We start from the raw sequence: 16961 nt of genomic DNA on the forward strand, positions 1-16961 counted from the left end.
ACGGTACACTCCCATTTGTGAATTGGCCGGATGCGGACGCAGTAGATCCACTTCTCTTGGTGAGACACTCCGGTTCCGGTGAACTCGAACGAAGCCTCCGGTTCTGCCTCGAGGCGCCGCGATCAGGCGATTGGTCATCACCCGGCCTGCAGACGCGCTAGGCCGCCGCGACAAGCTGCATCTTCTCGAGTTGCGAGACGACTTCGACCACCTGGTCCGGCCGCATCTCCGGATAGATCGGAAGCGAGAGGAATTGATTGGCGAGCGCCTCCGTAACCGGAAAATCGCCCGCAGCATAACCGAGACCGGCGTATGCCTTCTGCAGATGCACCGGGACGGGGTAATGGATCCCTGCCCCGATCCCAGCATCCTGCAAAATGCGCAGTGCTTGGTCGCGTTGCGGCAGACAGATAGCGTAGACATGATACACATGCCGGCTGTGACCGGGCGGCTGCGGCCTTGCAAAGGCAAGGTTTGCGAGCTGGCCCTCGTAGTCGGCGGCCACAGAACGCCGCGCCTCCGTCCATGACTCAATGTGGTTCATCTTGACGTTCAGCACGGCGCCCTGAATGCCGTCCATGCGATAGTTGTATCCGGCCACGACATGATTGTATTTGGCCTCCTGCCCCCAATCCCGCAGAAGGATGACTTGTCGAGCGAGATCCGGCCGATTGGTGACGACGGCTCCGCCCTCGCCGTAGGCGCCGAGGTTCTTGCCTGGATAGAAGCTGAAGCAGCCGAGATCGCCGATCGATCCCGCGCGTCGACCTTTGTATTCAGCTCCATGGGCCTGTGCAGCATCCTCGATCACGACCAGCCCGTGACGGCGCGCGATCTCCATGATCGGGTCCATGTCGGCCATCATGCCATGGAGATGGACCGGCAGGATCGCTTTGGTCCGCGACGTGATCGCCGCTTCGATCAAGGCCGGATTCATTGTCCAGGTAACCGGATCGACGTCGACAAACACGGGCTTTGCGCCGCTGTACAACACCGCGGCGGTCGTCGCCACGAACGTCATCGAGACGGTGATGACCTCGTCGCCCGGCCCCACACCAGCCGCAAGCAGAGCGAGATGCAACGCAGAGGTCCCGCTGTTGACAGCCAGGCAATGGGACACCCCGCAGTAGTCGGCAAACCGACCCTCGAACGCGGTCACCTCCGGCCCCAATACGAACTGGGTGCTCTCGATCGCGCGCGAGATCGCTTCATCGACCTCGGGCTTGATCTGGCGATACTGTGCTTTCAAATCAAGAAATGGTACCACTGCCTCAATCCTTGCTCGTGGGTGCTCTGGGAGCGATTGATTCATTGTTGCCGACAGAGATCGATGAAATCGTATCACTGGTTAAATGAGACTCGCAATTTAAATAGATTTAATTGCGCGTGGCCGTCGTGGTGAATCTGCGTGGCCATGCCGATCGGCGGCTTCGATCGCGTGCTTCGCCCTGGCTCGGCCCAGAATCCGCGCAGGCACTCCTGCGACGACAGCTCCGGCCGGAACATCCTTCGTCACGACCGCGCCCGCGCCGACGATGGCTCCAGCGCCGATACTGATGCCGCACAGGATTGTGGCGTTGGATCCGATGGAAGCCCCCTCACCGACAAGGGTTGGCTGAACGGACCAATCGGCCGGACCTTGTGGCTGACCGTCGGCTGTTGTTGCTCTTGGATACTTATCGTTCGTGAACATGACGCCGTGCCCGATGAACACGGCGTCCTCGATGGTCACGCCTTCGCAAAGAAAGCTATGGGACGAAATCTTGCACCGAGCGCCGACGGTGGCGCCCTCCTGAATCTCGACGAAGGTTCCGAGCCGGGTCTCGTCGCCAATCGAGCAGCCATAGAGATTGACGAGATCGGGATGGAATATCCGCACGTTGCGACCGAGCTGAACATCCTTGGCGATAGGCATTGCGTTCTCTCCACTGCAGAATGAGATTTGTTCAACAGGCATCCCGGTCCGTGCGTACGGTCGCAACCGGAGCGACACCAGCGATACGCCAGATTGCGGATCGCACCTGACGAGCCGGTTCGCGTAGCTCCGGCAACAGCGGATGCTGCACGGCGGATAGCGCCATGAGCCACGCACCGGCTGTGCCGATGCAGGCAGTTAAAATTCCGGTCACCGGTCCGACCAGCCCCGAGTCGACCAGCGCCGCCCCGATCGCCGCGGTCACGCCACAACACACAGCGATCACGGCGCTCTTCCATGTCGCGTGCACGAGGTCCGCCCATCGCAATCCGAGATGCCGGCTGATGAAGAGGATTGCGACGGTGGCTTGGAACGGCAAAGTCAGCAGGGTGGACGCCGCGACGGCCTCGACGCCGAAGAACGACGCGCCGAAAATGATCAGTAGGGATGGCGGCAGCGAGATCAAGGACGACATCAGCGTATCTCGCACGCTGCCGGTCGCCACCAGAACCGGATAGGTCAGACAAGCGGCGAACAATGACAAATAGCCGATGCAAAGCAACTGGATCAGCGGAACCACTTCCAACCAGCCCGAGCCGAGCCAAACGAAGATGATCGGCTTGGCCATGATAGCCATGAAGATCAGAAACGGCCAATGCAACGCAGTCAAAAGAGCAATTGCATGGAGGTAGATGCTCTTGAGGTTCGCACCTGATCCGGTCTGCGCAAAGATGGCCGGCATGATCACCGGACTAACCACTTGGGTCACCAGCTTGTCGAACACCTGCGTCACGTTGACAGCCCGGCTGTACAGACCGACAGCGGACAGATCCAGCACACGGGCAAGGAACAGTTGCGGCGCAGAGTTGTAGAACACGTTGAGGAGAACGACGCCGCTCGAATACAGACCGAACTTTGCGATATCCGAGCAGCCCTCGAGCGAAGGTCGAAAGATCCGCAGGTTCGGATGCGAAATCATCAGATAGGCGGCCTGCATGGCACTGCCCGCGATCATTCCCCAGATCGGCGCCGCGTAACTAAAGCCCATAGCGGCCAGAGCGACCGAGACGGCCACCATGGTGACATTGCACAAAAGATTGGCCGCGGCGATGACGTCGAACTGCATGTTGCGGCGAAGCAGCGCAATGATCGTCATCGAAAACGGGGTAATAGCAAAATTCAGAACAGCGATGGTGATGCCAGTGCTGAACTCGCGAGAGCCCGACAACGTCCCGACAAAATCGCCCAACAGGTACAGCCCGACCCCAATGACGATGGACAAGCCAAATGTGATCGTGAACGCTGTCCTGACGTCGCCTTCCGACATCGAGGTCTTCTGAATGAGATAATTGGCGCCGCCGAACTCCTGCGACGAGGCGGCGAACACCGACGTGACAGCCGTCACCACTGCGTAGACGCCAAACTCCGCCGGCGTCAGCAGCCTCGACAGCACCGCGGTCGAGGCAAAAAACAGCAACAAGCTCGCGTAGCGTTCGATCGCAGAAAAAAAGATTGAGCGTTGCACCGACTTCATCTCGATCTCGACGCAGCTTACGATGCACTGAAGGGGTCGTCCGTCAGATCAGGCGACGCGCACGTCATCAGAGATCCGTCGCGACTGCTTGAGCGAGACCGGCTTGCCTTGATCGGCAATCGAACGCGATGCGGCCTCCAGGATCTCGATGACGCGCAGGCCGGAATAACCGTCGGAGATCGGCTTCGTGCCGTTGCGGACGCATCCGATGAAGTGTTCGACCTCGGTCTGCAGCGCCTCCTTGGTCGAGATGTTGGGCGCCCACATGTCTCCGGCGCGATAGCCGATGCGGAACTGATGGGCATTCTCCGGCGACGCATCAAGGGTGATGCCCTTGTCATAAACCTTGATCTTTTCCGTCGGCTCGAGATCGTCATAGACGATCATCTTCTTGCTGCCCCCCACAAAGGTCTGTCGCACCTTGATCGGCGAAAGCCAATTGACGCTGACATGAGCGACGCATTCGCTTTCGAAAAACAGGGTGATATGCGCCATGTTCTCCGGAGATCCGGCCACATGGGATGACCCCGTGGCCGACACCGCGATCGGCTCCTCGTCGAGGATGTACTGGATGATCGAGATGTCGTGCACCGCCAGATCCCAGATGACGTTGACGTCGCTCTGAAACAAACCGAGGCTGGATCGGGTGCTGTCGTAGTAATACACATCCCCAAGCTGCCCGTGGGATATCAGATCGCGGATCTTCTGCACTGCCGGAGTGTAGAGGAAAGTGTGATCAACCATCAGGGTGAGCCCCCGGCGGTCGGCCTCGTCGATCAGTCGCCTGACCAGATCCGCCTTCGGCGCGAGCGGTTTCTCCACCAGAACGTGCTTACCGGCCTTGAGCGCGGCCAACGCCAGCTCGTAGTGGGATCGGACTGGCGTCGCGATCGCGATCGCGTCGATGCTCGGATCCTTGAGCAGGTCGTCATAGCAGTTCGTCGTGATCACGCCCGGATATAATTGGCTGCTCGCCGCCAGCTTTCTCGGATCCAGATCTGCAATGCCGACGAGACGCGTAGCGGGATTTCCGATGAAGTTCCTGACGAGGTTCGGGCCCCAATAACCGTACCCGACGACGCCTACACCAACGCGGCTGCTTGTCATGAAACCCCCTGCTTATTTCATTTTCTTAAGATCATATTTCCAAATATTAATTGCAAGCATTATATTTAGTTAATACAAATAATCGACGCCACTTGCGGCGTTCCGCGCCTCTCCGCATCCGCAGACAAGGTCCATGCGCTGCGCGCCGGCAGCCGCCAGGCCCACCGCTATCGAGGCAATTCCGACCGACAGTTCTCGGGAGCGAGCGGACAATCGACCAATCGAGCGCGTCGAATGCCTCGTTCAGTATTCGCGGATGCTCTCGTCGAGTCCGCGCAAGAGCGGGTAAAGGAAGTACGAGATCACGCGGCGCTCACCGACCTTCAACTCGGCAGTCACCGCCATGCCGGGAATGAGCTGGACGTGTCCCGAGAGCTTGCTGACGGTGAGGTCCGCCAGGACACGATAGTACGGCGCGGGGGTGCGGCGCCCTGGGTCGGCCTTGACGTCCGGGTTGAACGCGTCCTCGCTGACGACGCGCACCACGCCCGATCCCGTTCCGAATTTCTGGAAGGGAAACGCCTCGAACTTGAGACGAACCTTCTGTCCGACCGCGACCTGACCGATATCGCGCCCTTCGACGTTGACTTCGGCCTGGAGCGCCACGTCCCGTGGCACAAGGACGAACAGAGTCTCCGCCTCCTTGACGACAGACCCGACGGTGCGGTTAGCGACCTCGAGCACGACCGCATCGGCCGGCGCCGACAGCACGATCAGCTGCCGCCGCAGCTCGGCCTTCTTCAGCGCCTCGGCCGCATCGCTACGCTTGGCAGTGGTCTCGACGAGCTCCTGATAGGTCGCGCGTCCGAATTCTTCAATGAACACCTGCCGGTCAGCGCTGGCCTTCTCGATCTTGTGAACCGAGTCGACCTGGTTGCCCCTCGATCTGGACAGGTTGCTTTCCACTTCGAGCCGGGCATCCTTCGACAACAGGAAGTTGAGCTTGGATCCAACCTCACGATCCATCAGGGAGGTGCGCATCGCCTCGATCGACTTCATCGTTTCGAGCCGCTGGGTCAACACCGCCTCCTCCTGCTGGCCAGTCGCCAGAGTGGCGCGCGCACTCGCGATCTGCGCGTCGAAGGCCGTCAGTTGCGTCGCGTGGAACGATTTGCGCTGCGCGAACAGTCGGCCTTGCAATATCGCATCGGGACTGCCCGGATCCGACAGCACGTAGTCCCGCCCGTCCAGTTCGGCCCGAAGCCGCTCGATCGTCGCGTCCAATGCTGCAACCTTGAAGCGCAGCTGGTCCAGATCGGCCTGTGAGAACGTGGGGTCGAGCGTCGCGAGCGGATCGCCACGCTTGACTACATCACCCGCCCGGACGTGCATCTCGCGAATGACCGAGGTCTCGAGCGGCTGCAGCACGACATTCGGACGGGTGGTGGTGAGCTTACCCTGGGCGGTGACAACCGTCTCGACGTGAGACAGGGAGGCCCAGACGATGGACACGAGGATCAACCCCAGAACGCTATACATGGTCAGCCTGGCGACGCCGGGCGGCGCGCGCTCTTCGATCTCCACGGCGTCAGATTGAAATTGCCCCACGATTTCAGGACGGCGTCTCCTCGACGAGGCGTTGGGTCGCCTTCTCCTGTCGGAACCGGCGGGACTGCCGTCCCGGAGGGTGGAAGGCGGGTTCGGGCGCTCATCGGGGCTCATCGTCACGCCGCCTTCGTCTGCTGATTCCAGAGGTGCCGATAGATGCTGCATTTAGCGATCAACTTGTCATGCCGGTCGACGTCGACGACGCGGCCACCTTCGATCACCAGGATCGAGTCGGCTTCCACGAGCATCGACAATCTGTGCGACACGATAATCACCGTCCGCCCGGCGGCGATGCGACGTAGATTGCGCCGGATGATTGTCTCACTCTCCGCGTCGAGTGCGCTGGTGGCTTCGTCGAGAATAAGAATACGCGGATTGACGATCAGCGCGCGCGCGATCGCCAGTCTCTGCTTTTGGCCGCCGGACAGGTTGGAGGCTCCCTCCTCGAGCAGCGTGTCGTATCCGCGGGGAAGAAGTTGAATGAAGTCGTCGGCGCCGGCGAGTTGAGCGGCCTGAACCACTTCGGCAAACGTGGCATCGCGTTTGACGCGCGCGATGTTGTCCCGGATGGTCCCGCGGAACAGGAAGCTGTCCTGTAGAACGACGCCGATATTCTGACGAAGGTGAACGAGATCGATTTCGCGCAGGTCGTAGCCGTCAATTCGCACGACGCCCTGTTGCACCGGGTAAAGACCAGACATCAGCCGCGTGAGCGTCGTCTTGCCGGAGCCGCTGCGTCCGACAATTCCAAACACCCGATCGGGCGCGATCGAGAAAGACACGTCCTCGAGCGTCGCGGCTCCTTCGGGGCCGTACCGGAAAGACACGCTTTCAAATTCGACAGCGCCCTTGATCTCCGGCCGAAGGCCGTTCCGCAACACGTCGCGCTCCGGCGCCTGGTTCATGACTTCGCCGAGCATCCTGACGGCAAGAGCGACCTCCTGATACTCGTGCACCATGGTGACCATCTGCACCAGCGGCGCCGACACCCGGCCCGCGAGCATGTTGAACGCCACCAAGGCACCGATCGTCATTTCGCCGCTGAACACGTCCAGCGCACCTAGCACGATGATGCCCAGCGTCATCAGCTTTTCGAGAAAACCGGTGACGGACTGCGCCCAGGCGGAAATCCTCTCCACCTTGAACCGCATCGACACCGACTGGGCGCAGGAATCGTCCCAGACCCGCCGCTGCAGCGGCTCCATCGCCAGCGACTTGACAGTCCGCATGCCGTGCACGGTTTCGACCAGCAGCGCCTGCCGCGTGCCCTCTGCCTGATACAGATCGGCCAAGCGCCGACGGAACGGTCCCAGCAGAACAATGACGATCAGTCCGCTCAGGACGGTGAAGGCCAGCACCAGGCCCGTCAGTTTGACGCTGTACATCGCCAGCACGGGAATGAACACGAGCAACGAGAGTGCATCCAGGAATGTCAGAAACAGCCGGCCGGTCAGAAATTCCCGGATGCGGCCGGCCTGCTGCATGTGCTTGACCAGCACCCCCGCCGAGATGTGCTCGAAGAAAGTCACCGGCAGGCCGAGCAGATGAGCGAATGTCTTGGTGGCTACGCGGATGTCGACCTTGCTGGTCACATACAGCATCAAATATCGGCGCAGAAAATTGAAGATCGCGTCGAACGTCAGCGCCGCGATCGCTCCGACCGCTAGCACATACAAGGTCGTAAAGCTCTCATGGACCAGAACTTTGTCGATCACGAGCTGGAAGAAGATGGGAACGACAAGGCCGAGCCCATAAAGCACGGTGGCAACGATGGCGACGTCGATGAACAGACGGCGCTCGCGCAGCAGTTCCGGAATGAACCAGCGGAAGCCGAATTTCTTTTCGGACGTTCCTTGGCTCTGATCCTGTTTGATCAGCAGCACATCCCCGTGCCAATTGGCACAGAACTGTTCCTCGTTGATAAGTAAGGGCTCGTCGCGCCGTTCGGCGAGCGGATCGATGACGCTGACACACTCGTCGACACCGCCTTTCGCCCCCGCAACGACAATCCAGTTGCCATTTGCCAGCTGAACCATCGCCGGAAATGCTTCCCCGAGATCCAACAACGTCCGCCATTCGATCTTCGCCGCTTTGGCCCTGAACCCGGCCTGTTGTGCGATCCGCAGGACGGCGGAGACAGGCAGAGCCGTGCCATCGACCGCGTGAGCATGCTTCAACTGCTCGACAGACAGGTCCACGCCGCGGCGGGCCGCAACGAATTCCAGACAGTACAGTGCCGTGTGGTTCTCGAGGCGGCTCGGCCCGGGCTCGTTGTCTTGCGGCAGCAGCCGGACCTCGTCGTCAGCGGAAATTTGTTGAAGCATTTGGATTCCGTGGCGCATTCGAGATGGATCCGCTTGCATCTGCGCTCGTCGCATTCGCCGCCGAGTTATCCGACACGGGTCTTGCAGGATTGCGCTTTACGACGCCCGCGTCGACCAGCCCCTGCAGGGCGTTCTGCATGACGTCAACGGAGTTGGCGAACGCCTCGATGGAAAAGATCATTCGCTGGCGAAAGACCTTCTTCGGCGCATTATTCGCGTCCCGCTCGGTCGGTGAAAGGCTGACGAAATCGACCCGCACGATCGAGCCGCCGACCATGATTTCATCGATACCGTCGGTGTAGACCTCGGCGTGCATTGTTATTCTCCCTAGCCTTTAATTCGCCTCGAGCGAGACATCGATAGTTCTCCGGCCGCACGCGTCCGGGACGCGGCCCGATCTGTAAATCGCGCTTGGACAGAACGACTGCCCCCGCCCCTCGAAATGCCCCGTTGAGCTCGCAAACGGGCACGAACTGCGCCGCCGGCGCCCGATCGGCTCGCCCCCCACGTCGAACGGACGCCACAACAGCCACGATCGATCGACCGACAGGTCGCCTTCATTCTCCCGCTGGAAGCAACGCATTTTTGAAAGGTGGGATTCCTGTCCATTTTCGGCATTGGCCAACTCGGGAGGAAACAAGCCAGACCCCGATTAAATCCCACGTGAATTTTATAGTCAATTAAGTTACAACATTTTGCAGAATAAATCACGAATTACCGCACCATCGTTAACCTAGCCGACCGTTACCGGGTCGCCGACCGCCGTCCTGCTCATTTAATTTTAATTGGCGCTTCCTTTGTCTTAGATAATGATATTAAATCTGCCGCGTCTTATGCAGCCGACAATTTGGTGGGCCTCTGATGCTTCAAAGCAACATGTTGCAAAACGAGAAGATGCTTTCGCTGTTCAACGGCGCGCCCGGCGACGAAAGCGCCGCCGGAGGGATTGGGCAGACCATCGAACTCGTTGTTGGTCTCCTCAAGCGCCAATATGCAGTCATCGTCTTCTGTACAATTTTGACGGTGGGCATCGCAGCGATTTATCTGAAGACGGCAACCCCAACCTATACCGGCACCGCGAAAATCCTGCTCATCAATCAAAAGGCGCCGTTCCTCCAGCAACAGTCGCTGTTAGCCGAGGCCGCCATCGATTCGGTTCAGATCGAGACCCAGCTGCAGGTGCTGAAATCAAAAGCCTTGGCAACCGCGGTAATCCAAAAGCTCAAGCTCTACGACGACAGCGACTTCAAGCCACCTGCCCGCTTCCGTGCATTTTTCAACCGGGTGCGGACCTTGCTATCGATGAGTCCGGTCGAGCCGGCACCGGATTCAGCGCCGTCGGCGGACCAGGCCGACCAGCTTGCCCTCGAGTTCGTCGAGCGTGTGACCGCTAATCGCGTCGGGATGAGCAATGTGATCGAAGTCAGCTACAACGCGAGCAATCCGGAGAGAGCCGCCGAAGTCGCAAACGCCATCGCCAACACCTATATCCTCGACCAGTTGGATTCACGCTTTGCAGCGAACAAGAACGCGAGCACCTGGTTGCAGGAGCGGCTGCGCGAAATCGGACAACAGGCGCTCGGCGCCGAACGGGCGGTCAACGCCTTCAAACTGGAGCACAATATCGTCGTCAGCGACGGCAAAATGATCGACGATCAACAGATCGCTGATCTTAGCAGCCGACTGGTGGCTGCACGCGCACTCACCTCCGATCTCCAGGCCCGCCTGAACAAATTCGAGGAAATTATTCAGGCGGCCGCTCCCGACAGCCAGAGTTTGGGCGGGATTGATGCACCTGGCTCCGAGGTCTTGCTGAATCCGATCATCAACGCGCTGCGTCAGCAATATCTCGACTCTTCGAGGCGGGAAGCCGACTGGTCGACCCGGTTCGGCAAGAACCACCTCGCGGTGGTCAATCTGCGAAACCGGCTGCGGGACATCCGCACGTCGATCTTCGAGGAAGTTCGCCGTTTGGCAGCGAATAGCCGGAGCGACTACGAAATAGCAAAGCAGAAGCAGCAACAGATCGAAATCCAGCTCGCTTCCGCAATTTCGCGGTCGCGAACGAGCAGCTCAGCCGAAGTCACAATGCGCGAACTCGAGACCAGCGCAAAAAGCTATCGCAGTCTCTATGAAAGCTTCCTGCAGCGCTACATGGGCTCGGTACAACAAGAATCCTTTCCCAATTCCGATGCGCGTGTGATCGCCTCGGCATCGCCGCCTGCCTCCAAGAGCAAACCGAAATCAATGGTCATCATCGCGCTGGGGTTAGCAGCGGGACTCGGGCTTGGCGCCGGGCTCGGCATGCTGCGCGACGTGATGGACCGGGTATTCCGAACCTCTGCGCAGCTCGAGGCCGCCTTGCGGCTGCCATGCCTGTCACTGGTGCCGCTACTCAAGAATACCGGCCGACACGCCCCCGCGCCCCCGCCCTCCGGCACGGACGCCGCCCGGGCGATGTCGCGGCGATCGACCGCCTATTGGGCCGCAACGGCCATGCCGCTGTCCCGGTTCGCCGAATCGATCCGGGCTATCAGACTGGCGATCGACCTGAACCATAGCTTGGCGACCAACAAAGTCGTCGGAATCACCTCGTCGCTGCCCGATGAAGGCAAATCGACGATTGCGGTGTCGCTGGCTCAGCTGATCGCCCATGCCGGCAAGCGCGTGATCGTGGTCGATTGCGATCTGCGAAACCCGTCGCTGTCCATGAACCTCGCCCCTGCCGCGACTGCCGGACTGATGGAGGTGATCGCCGGGGCCAAGCGTCTCGACGAAGTGACATGGCACGACAAAAGTACTGGCCTGACGCTCCTGCCGATCGCCAAGACTGGCCCCTTCCTTCACACCAGCGAAATCCTCTCGGCCGAGCCGACCCGGGCATTGTTTGCCAAGCTGCGAGCGAGCTACGACTACGTGATCGTCGACCTTCCGCCGCTGGCGCCGATCGTCGATGTCCGGGCGACTACGCCTTTAGTCGATTGCTTCGTGCTGGTCGTGGAGTGGGGGCGGACCAAGATTGACGTCGTCCAGCACGCTCTCCACACGGCACCGAACGTCAGCGAAGCGATCGTCGGCGCCGTTTTGAACAAGACCGACATCGACGTGATGAGGCGCTACGACGGCTCGCGCAGCGATTACTACGATGATGAGCATTACGGCCGGTATGGATATGTCGATCAGGCGAAATGATCTTGGGTGGAGCCGATTGTTTTCTCCAGCTCATCATGTGGCTCCTGAGCAACACCGCAAATTTGTATTTAAAAGAACAAATCTCCTCGCTGGTTTGAATCGCACGGGAATGCGAACCTGATGGCTCCCGCGGAAGTAAGTTGGGGGCTCTCCTGAACGGTCTTTGGTATCATCTCAGGGTTTTGTCGATCGCGGCATTGTCCATGGCCGGCGCGGGTTGCGCGCTGATGCCGGCCAGCGGACCGCAAAGCACCGACATCAGGACTGGCCGGAACGCCGAGCCGGATAGCCTTCCCTATGCCCTCGTCCGCCTGAGCCCGGAGGTTACGCGGACGCTGGGGCAGTTCAGCCCTCGCCTGTCGACCGCATTCGCCAACCGAACGCCTCCCAGAGCCTTTCAGTTCGGCATCGGGGACATCGTCAGCGTCACCATTTTCGAGGCGCAATCTGGAGGTTTGTTCATTCCTGCCGAGGCGGGCGTTCGGCCCGGCAATTTCGTCGTCATCCCCAATCAGGCGGTCGACGACAAGGGCAATATTACCGTACCCTACGCCGGACCGATCCGGGCGAAGGGTCGAACCCCTGCCGAAGTTCAGAATGCGATCATCGACGCGCTGAAGAGCCGGGCCATTGACCCGCAAGTCGTGGTGGCCGTCGTCGAGCAGCGAACCTCGCTGATCAGCGTTTTGGGCGACGTGAAGAACTCTGGCCGTTTCCCCGCCAGCCCTTCCGGAGAGCGTGTCGTCGACGTGATTGCCCGCGCAGGCGGCCCTGCCTCCCAGGGCTACGATATGTGGGTTACCCTGGAGCGCGAGGGGCATCGAGCGAGCGTCCCGTTCGGAGCGCTGGTTTACGAGCCGGCCAACAACATATTCGTACTGCCTTCGGACATCATCTATCTCTACAATCAGGCCCAGACCTTCGTCGCTTTCGGCGCATCTGGAATCCAGGGGCAGTTCAAGTTCGACGCGTGGCGGATTTCGCTGGCCGAAGCAATCGGCAAGGTCGGCGGCCTGACCGATGTCCAGGCGGATCCGGCTGCGGTCTTCCTCTATCGCGGTGAGCCCAAGGAAGTCGCCCGCCAACTCGGCGTCGACGTGGCCGCTTTCGAAGGGCCGATCGTGCCCGTGATTTATTCCGTCAACCTGCGGGATCCCGGGGGGTATTTTCTCACTCAAAGCTTCGAAATGCGCAACAAGGACGTGATCTTCGTGTCGAATGCGGCATCTGTCGAAGCCACCAAATTCTTGAACTTCCTGCGCACTATCATGGCCACGGCCAATGATCCGATCCTGTACGCGACCAACTTCTATGCGCTGAAAGCTGCGATCAACGGCGGCAGTACCACGATCATCACCACGCCAACTCCGATCACCACGGTCCGATAGTCGCGTGATCTCAAGTCCGCGGAACATCATGGGCGCCCGATAATCCGGCGCGACGGCGGCTTGCGCATGGTTTCGGGGCCGACTGTTGCCAAGGTTGAGCGTGGGAATTCAGCGGCAGAGCCAGGGCTTTCTTGGTGCCGGCACGTCTACCAACCGTCGTCTCGCCTGGACAATCTGGCAGATCCGTCTCCCAATAAGATTTGAAAAACTGCCCCCAACTCGAACTTTCCTGCGGCGACACTTCGTCGACGCAGGCCAAGCTGCGACTTGCGAGGGATGATCCACTCTCCGGTCGACCGGCGCATTGCTGAATAGATCGGCCCGGCCCGCCAACATTAAAATGACCGACCTCCGCCACGCGGTCGCGGCCGAGCAGAATGTCTTCGCTCCCGCTATTTAATTCAATATTATTTATCAAATAATTTTCTTGCATATTAAATCGCCCCGTAGAAATATCGCGATAGTTAATTCAATCTTAAGCGGGCAACTAAGATGAATTCAGCGAGGAGACGTTTCCAATTTGAAACCGCGCCGAGTTCGGGGCTTGCCAACAGCCCGACCCAAGACAGGAAGTGGCCGGTTCAGTACGATTCAGTTGAACTTTTGGCGGTGCTGGCGGACTTCGCGACGATCTTCACTGCCAGCCTCGTTGCAGCATTTGCCCACAAACTTGTGTTCGGCGCCCCGCAGGATATTTCGCGGTTGACCGGCGTGGCGCTGCCGATGTCGGTGGTGTTCGCTGCGGTCTTTAAATCCTGCAACATGTACTCACCCACAGCCCTGCTCAACCTCCGCAATCAAATCCGAGCGGTCTGCGCTATCTGGCTTGGCGTTTTCATTCTGTTTGTCGCCACGACCTACGCGCTGCATATGGAGCAGGATATTCGATGGGACACGGCCCTCACCTTCGGCGCCGTGGGGCTGGTGAGCTTGATCGCTCAGCGTGCCTTGCTCCGCGACGCGCTGCGCAAGGGACTGTCGGAGCGGCGGTTCTCCGGCCGTAAGATCGTCCTCATCACCGACGAGCACGGACAGCATCTCGTCAACATGTTGAGCGATCTGGGCTTTTTCGTCGAGAAACACTTTACGCTGCCGGTCTTCCATTCTTCACAACGCCGGCAAGAAAAGCTGATCGAGATGATCATCGACCACACTCGCGAAACTGAAGTGCGGGAAATCTTCTTCGGTGTCAGCCTGAACCACTGGTCTCGACTGAAGCGCGTGGTCGGGGCGCTTCACGTACTGCCCCTTCGTGTCAGGCTGGTACCGACCGGGGCGAGTTCGGAGCTGTTTTGCCGTCCCTCCACGGAACTCGGTGGTGCCCGCTGCGTCGAACTTCACCGCGGTCCGCTGTCTCCAATCGACCTGTTGGCAAAGCGTGCCCTGGATATCTGTCTGTCGACCATTGTCCTGACGGTTCTGGCGCCGCTGCTCCTGACGGTAGCTGCAGCGATCAAGCTGGACTCACCCGGGCCGGTCTTGTTCAAACAGCAGCGCTGCGGGTTCAACGGTCGTCGCTTCACAATTTTCAAGTTCCGAACGATGTCCGTTCTCGAGGATGGGACGAGCATCGTTCAGGCGACGGCGCGAGACCCACGGGTCACGCGGCTCGGCGGTTGGCTTCGCAGAACGAGCATCGACGAGATCCCGCAATTGCTCAATGTTCTCGAGGGCAGCATGTCGATTGTCGGCCCTCGGCCCCACGCCATGGCCCATGACAATGAGTTCAATAAAGCGGTTCGACACTATGCTTATCGGCGGAGGGTGAAGCCCGGCCTGACCGGCCTGGCCCAGATAAAGGGCTATCGCGGGCCAACGCCTACCCCCGACTCGATCGAGGGGCGCGTAGAACAGGATTTATTCTATATCGACAACTGGAGCTTCGGCATGGATCTCATGATCCTGGCCCAGACACCACTCGAACTCATCCGGGGGCGCAACGCGTTTTAAAACGCCGCATCGGGACCAAGCAGGCTCCGGCACGGTAGATCATGGCGCCTACAAAGTCCTGCGGTCGGGCGGACGTTTCGTCCTCGACCAAATTGTAAGCTGAGGCTCAAATAGAGCCGATCCAGTGTCCGGTTGCTCGACAGCGATGAGGAAGCACGATGGGGCGGGTCGACTGCTTTGAAACCGCGGCTTTAGCCCGACAGTGGACAGCGATTGTGCGGAACAGTCGCGGGAGCCTTCATGAAGGCGAGGCAGCAGGGTCGGCACTCGGCGATGGCGAATGCGGAAATCCCGGATCGGGAGAAAACCCGGTGGCTTTAAGCTCGCTGACGCCGCCCTTTGGAATTCGCGTCGTCGCGAATTCGGAAGTCGTCGATCTTCCGACCGGACTTGATGGCTGCCACCAACCAACGCGGCTGTTTCCCCCGTCCGGACCAGGTTTCCGAGGGCGTCGCTGGATTTCGGTACTTGGGAAACACTCTGGGATACTTGCGCCTGACCTTGTCATGCGCGTCCGGAGATCCGGCCGACTCGCCACCCTCAATCGCATGTCGCCCACGGTTCAAGACCGCCAAGCGCTTTTCGAGCTCCTGCTTTTCAGATGCGATCCGCGTCGACAAAATCTGACTGATCTTTTCGTGAAGCGACCAGAGATCGTCGATAGACATGGATTCCGGATCAAACCGCTTCGTCGACATTCGGCGCGTCCCGCTAAGTTCTTCAGATGATGGCTTGCTGAGGAGTCTAAGTTCGCAAATAGGGCTATTCCTCGACTCGAACAAGCCCAAAATGGACAAATAATGTCGCAGCTCTTTTCCGGAAACCAAAAGAAAACTTCTAACTACCTGTAAGTTATGAATTTTTCGAATTACAGGGTGGAACACGTTTGGAGCGGATATCTCCGATCGTGCACAGCTGAGTTGCGAGCATTGAAAGCAGTGCCGCGAGGCATCTGACTTCGGCAACTCGTCGTCGCGCTGCAAGAACTACAACACGCAATATCAGAGCTGATTGAATGAAAGGACTCGATGGATCGGTTTAAATAAAGCTACTAAAATTGATTTATGTTGTTCGAGTCGGGCACATTATTTTTTATCCTCCTTCGGTGCTGTGCCCCGCACTTCGGAAGCTTCTCGGAGGAGGTGCTGAGAGTTACATGCAAAAACCGGACCTGCCCGATTTGGACGCCATGTCGTTTGATGAGCTCTGGGCGATGCATGAGGAGCTCACGAAGATATTGTCCGAACGGCTCCTTGGCGAAAAGCGGGAACTGGAGAAGAGGCTCGCGCAACTTATTCCGGCTGACGCGCCTGGTGGCGAGGATCGTCGGGGAAGGCCTCAAAAACGGCCGTCCCGCCGTAAATACCCCCAAGTACTACCGAAGTACATCAACCCCCTGGTACCAAGTGAGACATGGTCGGGGCGAGGAAAGCGTCCCCGATGGCTCACTCTTGCCCTGAAACAGGGGCATCGGCTCGACGATTTCGAGGTCAAGGATTCGGACGCCGACCAAAGTCGGAAAAATCAGGAGGAAGACCCTCCTCGCGAGGGCTAGATCCAAGCGCGTTGCGAAGGCGCTCGATCGCCGGGCCCGGTATACGAGAATGCAGCCAACTCCGTCGATCCTGACCGTCTTTAAATTGGCTGATTATCTGATAAATAAGCCGGACATTAAATACCCACGCATTTATGATGTCTTTCCCACCTATCGTTCAACTTTCGCGGGTGGAGATGCATCGCGCTGCGACTGGTCCATCCATGGGACGACCGAGTTCTTGGCCTCTGGTGCGGCGTGGCTACATTCGTAGAGACGCTTGGCTTCGCCGGGCTTCTCGGTGCCTCGCCGAGAATTCGACCTTGGATTTTGGTACCTCCGCCTCCACGCGTCATGCCGGGCATCCACGCCTTGCTGAAGGAAATGCAGCAAAGGCGTGGATGGCCGGGACAAGCCCGGCCATGACGGAGTTTGGCAGCGAATCAAGCGAATTGGAAAGTGGCCGTGG

Annotated in this window: 12 protein-coding genes; 4 read left to right on the plus strand and 8 right to left on the minus strand. The window is 59.3% G+C overall.

Annotated features, from left to right (window positions below; genetic code table 11):
- Positions 1–157 precede the first annotated feature (157 nt).
- The 7 genes from D4Q52_RS00850 to D4Q52_RS00880 all read right to left on the minus strand — a co-directional run bounded on the left by D4Q52_RS00850 (position 158) and on the right by D4Q52_RS00880 (position 8744).
- Positions 158–1267 carry a DegT/DnrJ/EryC1/StrS family aminotransferase gene (locus D4Q52_RS00850; protein ID WP_119854639.1) on the minus strand — a complete coding sequence of 370 codons (1110 nt, stop codon included), beginning with the start codon at positions 1265–1267 and terminating at the stop codon, positions 158–160.
- Positions 1268–1366: 99 nt separating this feature from the next.
- Positions 1367–1915, minus strand: coding sequence for an acyltransferase (locus D4Q52_RS00855; protein WP_119854640.1), 549 nt, complete (start codon positions 1913–1915; stop codon positions 1367–1369).
- Positions 1916–1946: 31 nt separating this feature from the next.
- A complete protein-coding gene (locus tag D4Q52_RS00860; protein WP_119854641.1) occupies positions 1947–3449 on the minus strand; it encodes an oligosaccharide flippase family protein in 1503 nt (500 codons plus the stop codon).
- Between the two features lie 48 nt (positions 3450–3497).
- Positions 3498–4556 carry a Gfo/Idh/MocA family protein gene (locus D4Q52_RS00865; RefSeq protein ID WP_119854642.1) on the minus strand — a complete coding sequence of 353 codons (1059 nt, stop codon included), beginning with the start codon at positions 4554–4556 and terminating at the stop codon, positions 3498–3500.
- A 243-nt stretch (positions 4557–4799) separates the two neighbouring features.
- A complete protein-coding gene (locus D4Q52_RS00870) occupies positions 4800–6269 on the minus strand; it encodes an HlyD family type I secretion periplasmic adaptor subunit (protein ID WP_234831016.1) in 1470 nt (489 codons plus the stop codon).
- Complete coding sequence (locus D4Q52_RS00875) at positions 6221–8428, minus strand: peptidase domain-containing ABC transporter (RefSeq protein WP_119854643.1); 2208 nt, start codon at positions 8426–8428, stop codon at positions 6221–6223. The genes D4Q52_RS00870 and D4Q52_RS00875 overlap by 49 nt, the downstream gene beginning before the upstream one ends.
- The gene (locus tag D4Q52_RS00880; RefSeq protein ID WP_119854644.1) at positions 8406–8744 is read right to left on the minus strand and encodes a hypothetical protein; all 339 of its coding nucleotides are present in this window, start codon (positions 8742–8744) and stop codon (positions 8406–8408) included. Before D4Q52_RS00880 ends, D4Q52_RS00875 begins: the two co-directional genes overlap by 23 nt.
- 545 nt (positions 8745–9289) lie before the next feature.
- On the opposite strand from D4Q52_RS00880, the gene D4Q52_RS00885 reads away from it, so the two are divergent.
- From D4Q52_RS00885 to D4Q52_RS00895, 3 genes are all read left to right on the plus strand, one after another.
- Positions 9290–11620, plus strand: coding sequence for a polysaccharide biosynthesis tyrosine autokinase (locus D4Q52_RS00885; protein WP_119854645.1), 2331 nt, complete (start codon positions 9290–9292; stop codon positions 11618–11620).
- A gap of 203 nt (positions 11621–11823) precedes the next feature.
- Positions 11824–13008, plus strand: a complete 1185-nt coding sequence (locus D4Q52_RS00890) for a polysaccharide biosynthesis/export family protein (RefSeq protein WP_182915203.1) — start codon at positions 11824–11826, stop codon at positions 13006–13008.
- 492 nt (positions 13009–13500) lie between these two features.
- Positions 13501–14958 carry an undecaprenyl-phosphate glucose phosphotransferase gene (locus D4Q52_RS00895; protein WP_119854646.1) on the plus strand — a complete coding sequence of 486 codons (1458 nt, stop codon included), beginning with the start codon at positions 13501–13503 and terminating at the stop codon, positions 14956–14958.
- Between the two features lie 317 nt (positions 14959–15275).
- Here D4Q52_RS00895 and D4Q52_RS00900 read toward each other — a convergent pair whose 3' ends face one another.
- The gene (locus D4Q52_RS00900; protein WP_119854647.1) at positions 15276–15656 is read right to left on the minus strand and encodes an H-NS family nucleoid-associated regulatory protein; all 381 of its coding nucleotides are present in this window, start codon (positions 15654–15656) and stop codon (positions 15276–15278) included.
- A 458-nt stretch (positions 15657–16114) separates the two neighbouring features.
- Between D4Q52_RS00900 and D4Q52_RS00905 the strand changes: the two genes are divergently transcribed.
- Complete coding sequence (locus D4Q52_RS00905) at positions 16115–16513, plus strand: H-NS family nucleoid-associated regulatory protein (RefSeq protein WP_119854648.1); 399 nt, start codon at positions 16115–16117, stop codon at positions 16511–16513.
- The last annotated feature ends 448 nt before the right edge of the window (positions 16514–16961 follow it).

The sequence above is a fragment of the Rhodopseudomonas palustris genome (assembly GCF_003591005.1).
GTDB classification, from domain to species: Bacteria; Pseudomonadota; Alphaproteobacteria; order Rhizobiales; family Xanthobacteraceae; genus Rhodopseudomonas; species Rhodopseudomonas palustris_K.